Annotated in this window: 15 protein-coding genes; 3 read left to right on the forward strand and 12 right to left on the reverse strand. The window is 52.1% G+C overall.

What is annotated here, in order from left to right:
* The 3 genes from CYR32_RS18690 to bfr form a co-directional block, all read left to right on the forward strand.
* The coding region (locus CYR32_RS18690; protein WP_131818057.1) for an EF-Tu C-terminal domain-related protein at positions 1–73 on the forward strand (73 nt) is incomplete at its 5' end.
* Between the two features lie 347 nt (positions 74–420).
* A complete protein-coding gene (gene bfd / locus CYR32_RS18695) occupies positions 421–615 on the forward strand; it encodes a bacterioferritin-associated ferredoxin (protein WP_101826655.1) in 195 nt (64 codons plus the stop codon).
* A gap of 69 nt (positions 616–684) precedes the next feature.
* Positions 685–1,161 carry a bacterioferritin gene (gene bfr / locus CYR32_RS18700; protein WP_101826656.1) on the forward strand — a complete coding sequence of 159 codons (477 nt, stop codon included), beginning with the start codon at positions 685–687 and terminating at the stop codon, positions 1,159–1,161.
* Between the two features lie 36 nt (positions 1,162–1,197).
* Here the strand turns inward: bfr and CYR32_RS18705 are convergent, their stop codons facing one another.
* Genes CYR32_RS18705 through CYR32_RS18760 form a run of 12 tightly spaced genes read right to left on the reverse strand, consistent with a single transcriptional unit; the run spans position 1,198 to position 12,200 of the window.
* The gene (locus CYR32_RS18705; RefSeq protein WP_101826657.1) at positions 1,198–1,986 is read right to left on the reverse strand and encodes a prepilin peptidase; all 789 of its coding nucleotides are present in this window, start codon (positions 1,984–1,986) and stop codon (positions 1,198–1,200) included.
* Positions 1,987–1,989: 3 nt separating this feature from the next.
* A complete protein-coding gene (gene gspM / locus CYR32_RS18710) occupies positions 1,990–2,451 on the reverse strand; it encodes a type II secretion system protein GspM (RefSeq protein WP_101826658.1) in 462 nt (153 codons plus the stop codon).
* Positions 2,448–3,593 (reverse strand): type II secretion system protein GspL, encoded by a 1,146-nt coding sequence (gene gspL / locus CYR32_RS18715; protein WP_101826659.1) that lies wholly within the window; start codon positions 3,591–3,593, stop codon positions 2,448–2,450. The genes gspM and gspL overlap by 4 nt, the downstream gene beginning before the upstream one ends.
* A gap of 28 nt (positions 3,594–3,621) precedes the next feature.
* A complete protein-coding gene (gene gspK / locus CYR32_RS18720; RefSeq protein WP_101826660.1) occupies positions 3,622–4,596 on the reverse strand; it encodes a type II secretion system minor pseudopilin GspK in 975 nt (324 codons plus the stop codon).
* Positions 4,593–5,285, reverse strand: coding sequence for a type II secretion system minor pseudopilin GspJ (gene gspJ / locus CYR32_RS18725; protein WP_101826661.1), 693 nt, complete (start codon positions 5,283–5,285; stop codon positions 4,593–4,595). The genes gspK and gspJ overlap by 4 nt, the downstream gene beginning before the upstream one ends.
* The gene (gspI, locus tag CYR32_RS18730) at positions 5,282–5,683 is read right to left on the reverse strand and encodes a type II secretion system minor pseudopilin GspI (RefSeq protein WP_101826662.1); all 402 of its coding nucleotides are present in this window, start codon (positions 5,681–5,683) and stop codon (positions 5,282–5,284) included. The genes gspJ and gspI overlap by 4 nt, the downstream gene beginning before the upstream one ends.
* Positions 5,680–6,204 (reverse strand): type II secretion system minor pseudopilin GspH, encoded by a 525-nt coding sequence (gene gspH / locus CYR32_RS18735; RefSeq protein WP_146000725.1) that lies wholly within the window; start codon positions 6,202–6,204, stop codon positions 5,680–5,682. The genes gspI and gspH overlap by 4 nt, the downstream gene beginning before the upstream one ends.
* Positions 6,201–6,644, reverse strand: a complete 444-nt coding sequence (gene gspG / locus CYR32_RS18740; RefSeq protein ID WP_101826664.1) for a type II secretion system major pseudopilin GspG — start codon at positions 6,642–6,644, stop codon at positions 6,201–6,203. The genes gspH and gspG overlap by 4 nt, the downstream gene beginning before the upstream one ends.
* Before the next feature lie 13 nt (positions 6,645–6,657).
* Entirely contained in the window at positions 6,658–7,869 is a 1,212-nt protein-coding gene (gene gspF, locus CYR32_RS18745; RefSeq protein WP_101826665.1) for a type II secretion system inner membrane protein GspF, read from the reverse strand.
* The gene (gene gspE, locus CYR32_RS18750) at positions 7,866–9,383 is read right to left on the reverse strand and encodes a type II secretion system ATPase GspE (RefSeq protein ID WP_101826666.1); all 1,518 of its coding nucleotides are present in this window, start codon (positions 9,381–9,383) and stop codon (positions 7,866–7,868) included. The genes gspF and gspE overlap by 4 nt, the downstream gene beginning before the upstream one ends.
* 11 nt (positions 9,384–9,394) lie before the next feature.
* Positions 9,395–11,392, reverse strand: a complete 1,998-nt coding sequence (gspD, locus tag CYR32_RS18755) for a type II secretion system secretin GspD (RefSeq protein WP_101826667.1) — start codon at positions 11,390–11,392, stop codon at positions 9,395–9,397.
* Positions 11,379–12,200, reverse strand: a complete 822-nt coding sequence (locus CYR32_RS18760; protein WP_146000726.1) for a type II secretion system protein N — start codon at positions 12,198–12,200, stop codon at positions 11,379–11,381. The genes gspD and CYR32_RS18760 overlap by 14 nt, the downstream gene beginning before the upstream one ends.
* Positions 12,201–12,280: the final 80 nt, after the last annotated feature.

Below are 12,280 nucleotides of genomic sequence, written 5' to 3' on the forward strand. Positions count from 1 at the left end.
CGGTCTGCGTTTCGCAATCCGTGAAGGCGGCCGTACTGTTGGTGCGGGCGTTGTTGCTAAAGTTATCGCTTAATCGCGTCTGACTTTTGCAAAAAGGGGTGCTTCGGCACCCCTTTTTTTATGCTATTTTTTAATAAAGCGTCATCCTTTCTCTTTAATCAGCGTAATGTTATCGCGTCTTGTCTTAACTATTATTTACTATAATAACCTTATCAAAAATGCGTAAATAACTTATCCCGTTGATTATAAAGTTTATATAAAAACAGCATCCGCCCTTTTTTAGCCGGATAAGCAAAGAGCCATACGCTATTTTATTGAAGAGTATTAATCGCTCTCTGCATAGCTCAGAAAGCACATTGCCACACTTTAAATGAGAATCATTTTGATTTAAGATGGCGACAGATAACGTGGAGCGCCAGTATGTATATTTGCCTGTGCAATGGTATTAGTGACAAAACAATCCGTCAGGCGGTGCGCAAACACCAGCCGCAATCTTTCCAGCAATTACGCAAGTTTGTGCCGGTCGGCACCCAGTGCGGTAAATGCGTACGTGCGGCCCGGGAAATTATGCAAGACGAGCTGTCGCAAATTCCAGAGTTTAAAGAGATAGCCTGAAACCACATCTTTTTTTGACTTACTCCAAACCGCATCTACGCTTCAAAGAGTGGAAGCGGAGGAATAAAAATGAAAGGTGATGTTAAGATCATAAATTATCTCAATAAATTGTTGGGCAATGAGCTGGTTGCTATTAACCAATATTTCTTACATGCGAGAATGTTCAAAAACTGGGGGCTCAAACGTCTTAATGACGTGGAGTATCATGAGTCCATCGATGAAATGAAACATGCTGATCGCTATATTGAACGTATTCTCTTCCTGGAGGGACTCCCGAACCTGCAGGATTTGGGTAAATTAAATATTGGCGAAGATGTTGAGGAGATGCTGCGTTCAGATTTGACGCTTGAACTGGATGGTGCCCGAGACCTGCGGGAAGCGATAGCCTATGCTGACACCATTCATGACTACGTCAGCCGCGATATGATGATAGAAATCCTGGCCGATGAAGAACAGCACATCGACTGGCTGGAAACGGAGTTGGATCTTATCCAAAAACTGGGGATACAGAACTATCTTCAGGCCCAAATCCGTGACGAAGAGTAGCGTTTACTATCCGGGGAAGCTTTGGCTTCCCTGCCATCAGCGCATCGTATACCACTGAACAATCAATGTCAGCCATCCCGCGGCCGCCAGAGAGGGGCCAAAGGGTAACATCGCCACCCATTCTCCTTTCCTCCATTTTGACAGCACCGCCCATAGCAGGCCGGATGCGGCAGCCAGCAGGATAATCTGCGGTAACATTTGCCAGCCATTCCAGGCGCCTAACGCGGCCAATAATTTAAAGTCACCATACCCAAGACCCTCCCGGCCCCGGATGAGACGGAAAAGCCAATAGAGACTCCATAAGAGCAGATACCCGATCACGGCCCCATAGAGTGCGTCAGTGAGGCTAACTTTTTCACTGATGCTGTTAAACAGCAGACCCAGCCACAATAAGGGAAGCGTCAGTTTATCGGGCAACAGAAAGGTACGGGCATCGATGAGGCTCAGTGTCAGCAAAACGCCACTGTAAACTGCCAGCGCCAGCGTCATGTCCGGTGGAAACAGCAGCGAGAGCAGCAGAACCAGCATTCCGCACCCCAGTTCTACCCAAAGATAGCCCAACGAAATCGGTTTATGGCAGGCACTGCAATGGCCCCGGAGAACTACCCAGTGTAAAACCGGAAAATATTCATGCCAATGTGTAGGCGGGTGGCAAGGGCAGTAGCTCAGCTTCCATCCTGGATGCCTTATTGCCGCATCGCCCGGATTGTCAGCTTCTTCGATCAGGCGCGGCAAGTATAGGCTGAGATGATTAATAAATTTTCCCATTATCAGACCGGCAATAAAGTAGAGCACCGACATTAACGAAGCACTTAAGATACTCATCGTTTATTTCCTGACTAACGTCAATGTCGTTATCTGAATGTAGCCTTCCTGTGTCGCACTGCTGCTAAATTCAAGCTGGCTGGCTGTAATTCCGGCAGCATTTTTTAGCGCCACTAACCAGTTGAGAAAATCATTCAGTTTCATCTCGCGGATTTTAAGATGCGCCATTTTATCTTCAAGCGAAATGTCATCAATTACCACGGCGTGTTTTATGGCGCTGTCTTTAATAACAGCATCAATCGGCTTGTTATGATTAATCCCGGGAATAACACCGCGCGAGAAACTCTCTTCTTTCATCCAGACCAGTGATTGCAGCGCCTGTTTATTGCTCCTCTGTAATTTGTCTGTTAACGTGTTTAACGGAGTTAATAAGGCAAACCACATTATAACGATAATAACCAGTGCGCCGAGGGAAACCATCAGGTACCGTTCATGCCGGCTGTGCGTCATAAACCATTCTTTCATTTTTTATATACGCTCTTTAGTGTTACCAGGTTTTCATCTTTGGCCATGTTATCGGTTGTGAAATGGAACGTCTGCTCACTGGCCTGAATAAATTGCTGTACTGTCTGCGCGCTCGCCCCTGAAATTTGCACATCAAATACATTCTGTTCCTGCTGGTACTGAATGCGCTGAATCTGCACATCAGGATAGGCCGCCAGATAACGTTGCAACTGCGCCAGGCATGTCAGCACATCTGGCGAGACGGCAGATATTTTCTGGGTAAAAAAGAACCGGTAATTGCTCTTTCTTTTATCCTGGGGAAAATGTTGCTGATACAGCGCTCTCGTCTGCTGATCTAATGCATCAGATTGCTGATAGAGGTTCCAGAGAGCCAGCCCTTTACTCAGCAGCATTAAAAAAACGGCCAACAGGCAAGAGGCCAGCGCCGCATACCGCAATGTTTTACTAGCCGGTTTGATCGGCTGGCGTGGGCGAAAGTCACCATGCAGCAGCGTGGGCAAAGTCACGCCGGCGGCGTGAAGCAGTTGTTGCGGCGTCTGCCGGGGAAGGTAGTCAATGGGAAGCCCTTTATGCTCTATCGGGCTATAACTGACAATCCTCTGCGGTGCCCAGTGTTCCTGTAAATGGCTGAACCAGGTATCGTCCAGTGATGTCAGTTGATATGGCCCCAGCCGTAACAACCAGTTCTCCCGGTCGCGGAGCGCCGTCCAGCTATTTTCAACAGAGGGCAGATACATGCCGTCTGGGCCGGCGTAGGTGACGTGCAACCCTGCCGCGCTGAAGGCGGACAACAGTGAACGCAGCCAGCCGCCGTCGATCGCAACAGCATGTACAAGGGCCTGATCGCGCTGTAAAACGGTCCAGTGCAGTGTGTCACTCTCGCCCAGCAGTGACTCTTCAGCGAGCCAGGACAAACGCTCAGAGGTGAGTTTGCCGCTTTTTTCCGGCAGGGCTATTGCACGAAATACCAGCCTCTCCGGTGAGATCAGCAGTATCACTTCGCGCTTGTCACTGCCGGCAGCCACCTCGTGCAGGCTATCCAAACCGGGTAAGAGCATCACGGGCTTTTCATCAGCATGATCGGCTTCTGACACTTCAATCATGTCATTTGGAAGATATCTTATGATTAGCTTTTCCTGCATGGATATTTCAGCCTGCTTATCGTCTTAATCAATCAATGTGGCGTGAAAAAAGGCGGATCTCACCCTTTTTTTCGTCGTAATAGAGACGGCTGGATAACGTTAACTGTTGATCATTATCACTTGCCGTACTGGTAATAGAAAAATAGCGGCTGGTAACAGCCAGCACGCTATTCAACGGTGCCCAATTTTTATCAGACGCCGGAAATTGGTTATCCAGTTGCGTATTAAACTGGTTAAGCGCGACCCAACCCATTTTGGGCCGCCTGGCTAAAAGCCTGATGGCATCCTCGGTGCTGAATTGCTCAAGCGACAGGGCAGACAATAAAGGGGCCTGCTGTTTTGTCAGCGTATTAATATTGATCTGCTGTTTCGTTGAGGGCAGGGCGCAAAGTTGCGGCCTGAGTGCCTGATACAGTTTTGGCGTAATGCCTTTGATCTGGCTAAGCTCTGTCACGCTGTAAAAAAGCTGATTGGCGGCAAGGCGTGGCGGCTTTTCCCGCAGGTAATATTCATCTTCTGCGCCGCCGGGCCGGGCAACGGTGTCGCTGTCAATATAATCTGCGATCGCGTCAATAATGGCGCCTGCCTGCGCTTTCGTGACCCCATTTATTAACAGCAGCGCTTCAAAGACCTGTTGATTGTAAGGTATGTCATCTTTGACATCACTGGAGACATTATTCAGCGAATTCAGGTTAAAGCAGGCCTGTTCATCCCAGACCTGCCATTCAATATTCAGCCCGGCAGCAGGAGATATTTTCTGCGGCTGCGCCCAATAGTGATCGCTGGACAGAAACTTCGGGTTATCGTTCAGATCCTGAAGCAGGTTGGCGGTAGCAAGCTGTTCGGCCGATGTAATCAAGGACATCAGTTGCAGATTGTCCTGCTGATAGGAAGCCCGCTTTATGCTGGTCGTGAAACGCACGGCCATCTCACCGGCTAACGCAGCCATCACTGCCAGCAGCAGCATGACCACAATCAGCGCTACGCCTTTTTGTAATTTCATTCGCTACCCCCGTCGGGCATGGGCTGATCCTCATCGGGGGACGATGCCGCCTGGTCTGCCGTTATAGATTCCGTCTGCGCCTGCTCACCCGCAGACTCACCCTCAAGCGCCGTCTCCTGATAAGCAGGCCAGGCGGCCGGCAGGACAAATTTGCGATTGATCGTACCGGTATCTTTCAGCACCAAAGTGACCTCTATACCCGCCGGGAGGGTCTGTTGAGGATCGGGCTCAGTTTTCCAACCTTGCTGATAAAACCGCAGGGTCATCTCTTCGACGTTATCCAGCAATGTTGCGTCAAGCGGCTCACTCTCCAGAGGCACATCCACCGCTTTTTGTACCAGACGATGCAAGGAACCCTCGCGCAGTTGCCAGCTCACCCGCTGGATCTCAGGCGTGCAGCAGTTGCCCCAGGTGTTAGGGCGACTCTGTGTGGTTAACGCAAAGCCGTTGTCATCCTGATACCAGCTCTGCCCGGCACCGCGCGGCACCCTGGGCACAATTTGCAGAATATCTCTTTCCATCATGCTCATGGTGCGTTGCAGGGCATTGATGCGTTGCAACGTGGCCTGGGTACGGTCGTTGGTCTTCAGCGCGCCGGATAAGATCTGGTAAGCCAGCATGCTCAGCATCGAGAAGATAAACAGAGCCAGCATCATTTCCAGTAAGGTGAAGCCTTTTTGACGGATCATGATGAGGCGTCCTGAGCCTGTGGCAGCAAACGGAGAACAGACCGTACCGCCACACCGTCATGGGTAATTGTTAATACCTGCGTGGTATAAGAGGCGTCGGAAGAGGGCGTTTCTTGCAGCGTCCATGACCACGTCTGGCCCGCCATATCGGCTGAACCATGATGTTGCGGCTTACGCTTTTCCGTAACGGATGGCGTCAGCATCTGTTCCGCCAGCGCCTCTTCCGCCAACCAATTAGCAGATACCCAGTCCGCGAACAGATGCTCTGACAGACGCGAGGTGGCGCTCATCTGCCCGCTCATACTGTTCATCAACGCCAGGGCGGCCCCGGCAAACACGGCGAGTGCCACGATCACCTCCAGCAGCATCATGCCCTGTTGTTGCGATGCGCGTGTCATGGGTTTTGCATCTCATTGTTGACAGTGACAGGCCAATGCCCGCGGCAATCAAACGTAAAGCGTGGCTGGGCCGTGCTGTTATCGGTAATGCGCAGCTGGAAAGGGGTGATGTCGCCATCCGGATAAAAAATAATCTGGGGCGTATCACGCGCTTCCGCGACATCACCGTTTATAAGCAACTCAGCTTGCCAGGCAGGCGGAAAAGATTGTGCATCGGCAGGCAGGCCACCTTTTGAGAACGGAACCCACTGCCATGTGACCGGCGTCGCCTTGCGCTGTTGCGGCATCATAAACAGATACTCTGAGTCTGTTATCTGTAAGCCAACCGGGGAGCCGGTCATCGCGGCATGGTCGGCTGCATACTCCATCAGCGCAATCAGCCGCCCGGCCTCACCGGACTGGCGGCGTTCGTCAACGCTCCCGTTTGAACTCATCACCACCACGGCACCCCCTGCCATAATCATCAGAACCAGCATGATTTCGAGCAAGGTAAAGCCGGCGGCTCGCCTGACCTGTTTCACTTTTTCGGCGTATCCAGTGTCCAGTTGGCAATATCATCCTCTGTACCGGCTTCGCCATCCTGACCAGCGGAGAATAAATCGTATTCACCATGTTCACCTGGCGTAACCAGCAGATATGCCCCGCCCCACGGATCGGTTGGCAGGCGTTTGATGTAGCCATCTTTGCGGTAATTTTGCGGCAGCGGATCAAATTCCGGTTTGTTCACCAGCGCATCAAGACCCTGTTCACTGGTGGGGTAACGGTGGTTATCCAGCTTGTACATATCCAGGGCATTCTCTAACGCCACAATATCACTGACCGCTTTTTGGCGGTCGGCCCGCTCTTTATTGCCCATCAGGTTCGGGACGACCAGGCTGGCCAGAATCCCCATAATCACGATGACCACCATAATCTCCAGCAGAGTGAACCCCCGCTGACGTTGTGCAGAGACTTTTTTCATACATTTCATCCTGTTAACCAGCCAAATTATTAAGTTGTAAAATGGGTTGCAGTATCGAGACCACAATGAACAGCACAATGACTGCCATACTGATCACCAGCCCCGGTTCAAACAGGGCCAGAACCAGTGACATGCGGTTTTGCAGCGCCTGCTCTTGTGCCGTGGCAGCACGCTCCATCATGTTGCTCAGGTGGCCGCTTTTCTCCCCTGAGGCGAGCATGTACAGCATCATGGGAGAAAAGAGTTCGCTCTCACTCAGGGCGGTATGCAGGGCGCTGCCCTGCCGGACATGTTCACCGGCACGGCGGAGGCGATCGCGGATGGCGAGGTTCGAGATCCCTTCCAGCGCGGTGTGCATCCCTTCCAGCAGGGGAACGCCGCTGGCTTGCAGAATGCTCAGGGTCCGCAAGTAACGTGCACTGTTAGTCTCCAGCACCAGCCGGCGGCCGAGAGGCAACCGCAGCAGCAGGGCATGAAAGCGAAAACGGTTTTCCGGCTTGCGCAGCCAGATGTTGAGGCTGACCAGCGCAACACCGATCAGCGCCACAACCAGCAAGCCGTAATCTCTGATGGCATCACTGACGGCGAGCAAAATCCGGGTGCTGAGAGGCAGTTGATGCTTCATATGGATAAACTGCTCGACCACTTTGGGAACAACCGTTGAGAGCAGAATCGTGATCACGATGATGGCGACGGAGGTAAGCACCATCGGGTAGATCATCGCCTGTGTCATTTTACTTTTCAGCCGCTGGCGGATTTCGTTGTAATCTGCCAGCTTCTCCAGCACCGGGCCTAACGTCCCGCTCTTTTCACCCGCCATCACCAGGGTGCGGTACACCGGGTCAAAAATGCGGGGCCAGGCAGCCAGGGTTTCCGCTAAAGGATGGCCTTCGGTTACCCGCGCACGGATTTCTGTTAATACATGCCGCAGCTTTTCATTCTGGCTCTGCCGGGCGATGACCCCGATCGCCTCTTCCAGGGGCAGGGCCGCATTGGCAAGGGTCGCGAGTTGCCGGGTAAACAAGGCCACCTCCGCAGCCGGCAGCCGGAGGCGGCGGGTTCCGTTACCTGCAAGCAGCCGGAAAGGGGAGGATACGGCTCTCATTGAGATCGGTTGCAGCCCCTGGGCGCGTAGCTTTTGCCGGGCCTGACGGGCGTCCTCAGCCTCTACAATGCCGCGCTGAACCTTCCCGGCCGCGCTATGGGCACGCCAGGAAAACTTCATTCGATCTCATCCTCATGCACATCTTGTTCCTGGCTGGTGACACGCATCACCTCTTCCAGCGAGGTTTCACCTGCCACTGCTTTCAGTAAGCCATTTTCCAACAGGCTTTTACTCTGCCGCAGGAACAACCCTTTGATGACTTGCTCATTTTCATTGCCGTGAATAGCCGCACGGATCGCTTCATCTACTACCATAACCTCATGAATCGCCAGCCGGCCTTTGTAGCCGGTATACCGGCAGGCTGGGCAGCCGGGGGCATGCCATAACGTATCCGGTATGGGTGATAAGGAGGTCAACAATGCGCGCTGATGAGGCCCGGCCGCCTGCGGCTGACGGCATTCAGGACATAACCGGCGTACCAGGCGTTGTGCCAGAACACCAATCAGAGAGGAGGAGAGCAGGAAAGACTCAATGCCCATATCGCGCAGGCGGGTGACAGCACCGGTAGCGCTGTTAGTGTGCAAAGTCGACATCACCAGGTGCCCGGTCAACGAGGCCTGCACCGCAATCTGGGCCGTTTCGCCATCACGTATCTCCCCGACCATGACGATGTCCGGGTCCTGACGCAGGATGGCGCGCAGGCCGCGGGCAAAGGTCATATCCAGCCGTGAGTTCACCTGGGTTTGACCAATCCCTTCCAGCTCATACTCGATAGGATCTTCTACCGTCAGAATGTTGCGCTCTTGGCTGTTCAGCGCCGAAAGCACCGCATACAGCGTGGTACTTTTACCGGAGCCGGTTGGGCCGGTAACGAGCAGAATGCCGTGGGGCTGTTTGATCAAATGCTGGAGTTTTTCATAGTCACAGGCCGATAAACCGAGCTTATCCAATGTCAGCAACAGGTTATTTTTGTCCAGCAGGCGCAACACCGCCCTTTCGCCATGTTGCGAGGGCAGGGTAGAAACGCGCACATCTACCGCGCGCGATCCCAGGCGCAGAGAGATGCGCCCATCCTGCGGCAGCCGTTTCTCTGCGATATCCAGCTTGGCCATGACCTTAATGCGTGAGAGCAGCAACGGGGCCAATTTTTTACTGGGCCGCAAAATTTGCCGCAACACGCCATCAATACGGAAACGGATACTCAGGCTGCGCTCGAAGGTTTCAATATGAATATCTGAAGCACCTTCTTTAACGGCCTCGCTTAAGATGGCATTAATTAAGCGGATAACCGGCGCACTGTTGTCATCTGCCAGGAGATCTTCGTTATCCGGCAGCTCTTCGGTCAGTGCAAAGAGATCGATGTCCTGATCCAGATCCTGGGCGATTTGCTGGGACTCCACCGCATTGTGCTGATAAATCGCAGAGAGCTGCTCATCAAATGCTGCTTCTTCCAGAGGAAGCAGCGTTGGGCAGATGCCGGCAAGCCGCCGGGCCTCAAGCAGCATGTCCAGTGAAATACCCTGGCGATAAAGCAGCGTACCCTGTGCCACAGCCACGCCGGACTGGCGTGCCAGTGAGTAGGGGATCCGGGTAACCGGCTCAGGCAGGGGCGTAAGTGGAAGATTCTCTTTCATGGCGGTTACCATTAACCGTGAAAAGGATTACGCGGGCCGTTAACCGGAGCCGGCGACGGTGCCGGAACGGGCGAAAGGGCTGCCGGTGCTGCAGGCAGTGGCTCAGGCGGCAATTCGTCTAACTGCGGCCGGCTGCTGGGAGCAATCAGCGTTTTCCCATCCTGTTCGCGACGTTCCTTCTGCACTTTCTGGAAGTTGGTGTATTTCTTCTTCGAGACGGAATGATAAACATCATCGTCCCGAAGGATGGTTGGCCGGATAAACACCATCAGGTTACGTTTTGCGGTTTCGGTCGAGGTATAACGGAACAGGTTACCAACCAGCGGGATATCGCCCAGCAGCGGCACTTTGGAATGCGTCTCTTTGCTGGTGTCATCCAGCAGCCCGCCCAGCACGACGGTTTCGCCTGTGCGTACCAAGACGGCATTTTGAATAGTACGGGTGTTGAACGTCGGGCCAAGTGACGACGACTGACCACCGGCGCTGTCTACACTTGAAACCTCCTGCTCAATTTCCAGCAGGACGGCATCGCCCTCGTTAATTTGTGGGGTGACTTTCAGCTTGGTACCGATAGTCTTACGTTCAACGGTATTGAATACGTTGTCGCCTGACGTGGTCTGGGAGCCGGAGAGCACTGGCACGTCCTGACCCACATTGACTGAGGCTTCTTTATTATCCAGGGTGACAATGCTGGGCGTGGCCAGGATGTCATTCTTGCTGTTGGTCGAAAGCGCGGTCAGCAAGGCGCTCCAGTCCCCTTCAAAAAAGCCGGCGACAAAACCGCTGTAATTGGTGAGGGCCGCAGGTAACTCGTCAGAGGTCACGCCATTTTTCTGTGCGTTAGCCAAAGAGAAAATCGGCACGCCGGTATTTGTAAACTGTGTACCGCCCACATTGCTGTTTGCCCATTGCACGCCAAGGTTAAGCCCTTTGCCGTCCTGTACCTCAACGATAATGGCTTCGACCAGAACCTGTGCCCGGCGGATATCCAGTTTGGCGATCACATCGGCCAGCGGCTGCATCACATCGGGTTGGGCCGTAATCACCAGCGAGTTAGTCTGTTCATCAGCGGTGATCGACATCGCGCTGTTGCCCGCAGACGCGCCGCCTGACGGTGCCTCACCCTCTTTTTCCTTCGCGATTTTTTCACTGATGCCTGTCAGCACCTCAACCAATTTATCGGCTTTGGCGTAGTTCAGGTAAAAGACGCGTGTATTCCCCTGCTCGGCGCTGTCTTGATCCAGTTTCGCTACCAGAGAGGTAATACGCTGGCGCACTTTTTCAGACCCGCTGATTAACAGGGTATTGGTGCGTTTATCTGCCACGATCTTCGGCATCAGCATATTGCTGGACTGGCCTTTAGACTCTTCACGGGTCAGGGCGTTAAGCACTTCCGCAAGCTCTGTGGCAGAGGCGAATTTGAGTTTAATCAGTTGCTGATGCTGCTGACCGATGACATCTACCCGTTTAATAACCTCAACCAGCCGGTTAATCAGGGACGCCTTGCCGGTCAGCATCAGCACATTGGACGGATCATAATTAACCACGTTGCCGACACCGTTGCTGTCGCTCATCTGGCGGAGCAGCGGGGCCAGCTCGCGGGCCGGTACATGCTGCAGGGCAATAACCCGGGTAATGACTTCATCACCTTTGCCAGGGCGTACGTCATCGGTCAGGTGGCCGGGTGATGTTTTTAACGTTGCAGAGCGCACTACTTTCAGCAGCCCGTTATCCAGCGTGACCACTGAGAAGCCGTAGAGATCCAGAACGCTGAGGAAGAATTGATAATATTCTTCGTCATTGAAGCTGTTATAGCTGCGGACAGAGATCGTGCCGTTCACTGATGGGTCAACCAGAATGGTTTTGTTCATATTTTTACTGACAACATCAACAAACTCCTTGATGTCAGCATTCTTAAAGTTCGCAGAGAATTGTTCGGCGTAGCTTTTAGGTGCCGTCAATGTGGCGAGCATCATCAGGGTTAAAATAAAGGGTTTACTCTTGCGCATGGTTATTACTTAACTTTTCATTGATGTCATTTAAACGTAAATTGAACAGTGATTTCTGGTTGTTTCTCATAATAACCAGTTGCACGGTAAATGATTGCTGCCACGATAATCTGGCTTGCTCAATAGTAGAGGGGTCAGTTAAATCATATTCATCGATCTTTATCACGATATCACCTGGACGCAACCCTGCCTGAGTAAACATCTCTTTTCTTGGCCCCGGCATTATCCTTAACCCTGCTAACGTTCCTTTTTGGTAAACAGGATTCGTAATGATGTAATCATCCCATCCTTTTTTTGCTGTATTCTCAGGTAATATGTTATTGGCCTGATCATTTGAGGAGTGAGTCGCCGGATCCACTAAAATAAGGTTATAGGCGTTTCCGCGCTCGGTGATCTCAACCGTATTATCACCAATTTTGCTGATAATGCCCTCAGGAGGCGCAGACAGCATATCCCCTTCACGATAGGTATGCTGTTCTCCGTTTTCCATCACAATGGCCAGTGAACGCCCCGGCGTATTGCTGGCAATAATGCCGGTAAGCGTGATGTCCCGCGAGGGAGCCGCTTCCTGCGGGGCATCGACAGGCTCATCAGCCAGGCGGGGCTTTGCCAGCCTGCTTTGAAATTCATCTGCATTAATGACTCTTTCACTCCCGCTATAAGGCTGCCCGGCCGGCAATTTTGCGCTATATAAAAAATAGATATTTTTTATATAAAAGGCTGACACCATAATTCCTAACAATAAAGCAACAGGGAGAAGTAAGTTATTTAAGTTACAAAAAAATAACTTTTTGGCTTTCTGTAACACAATGTGCCTGCTTCAATATCAACTATTATGCGTTAGTTTGCACTGGAATAATTGCATGATATAGTTAATGGCCATTTTAT

Origin of the sequence: Chimaeribacter coloradensis (assembly GCF_002858715.1) — a bacterium.
Lineage (GTDB): Bacteria > Pseudomonadota > Gammaproteobacteria > Enterobacterales > Enterobacteriaceae > Chimaeribacter > Chimaeribacter coloradensis.

What these genes read in the sequence shown, in the direction of transcription:
- bfd (WP_101826655.1), top strand. Translation starts at nt 421, where the DNA reads ATGTATATTTGCCTGTGCAATGGTATTAGTGACAAAACAATCCGTCAG.
- bfr (WP_101826656.1), top strand. Translation starts at nt 685, where the DNA reads ATGAAAGGTGATGTTAAGATCATAAATTATCTCAATAAATTGTTGGGC.
- CYR32_RS18705 (WP_101826657.1), bottom strand. Translation starts at nt 1,986, where the DNA reads ATGAGTATCTTAAGTGCTTCGTTAATGTCGGTGCTCTACTTTATTGCC.
- gspM (WP_101826658.1), bottom strand. Translation starts at nt 2,451, where the DNA reads ATGAAAGAATGGTTTATGACGCACAGCCGGCATGAACGGTACCTGATG.
- gspL (WP_101826659.1), bottom strand. Translation starts at nt 3,593, where the DNA reads ATGCAGGAAAAGCTAATCATAAGATATCTTCCAAATGACATGATTGAA.
- gspK (WP_101826660.1), bottom strand. Translation starts at nt 4,596, where the DNA reads ATGAAATTACAAAAAGGCGTAGCGCTGATTGTGGTCATGCTGCTGCTG.
- gspJ (WP_101826661.1), bottom strand. Translation starts at nt 5,285, where the DNA reads ATGATCCGTCAAAAAGGCTTCACCTTACTGGAAATGATGCTGGCTCTG.
- gspI (WP_101826662.1), bottom strand. Translation starts at nt 5,683, where the DNA reads ATGACACGCGCATCGCAACAACAGGGCATGATGCTGCTGGAGGTGATC.
- gspG (WP_101826664.1), bottom strand. Translation starts at nt 6,644, where the DNA reads ATGAAAAAAGTCTCTGCACAACGTCAGCGGGGGTTCACTCTGCTGGAG.
- gspF (WP_101826665.1), bottom strand. Translation starts at nt 7,869, where the DNA reads ATGAAGTTTTCCTGGCGTGCCCATAGCGCGGCCGGGAAGGTTCAGCGC.
- gspE (WP_101826666.1), bottom strand. Translation starts at nt 9,383, where the DNA reads ATGAAAGAGAATCTTCCACTTACGCCCCTGCCTGAGCCGGTTACCCGG.
- gspD (WP_101826667.1), bottom strand. Translation starts at nt 11,392, where the DNA reads ATGCGCAAGAGTAAACCCTTTATTTTAACCCTGATGATGCTCGCCACA.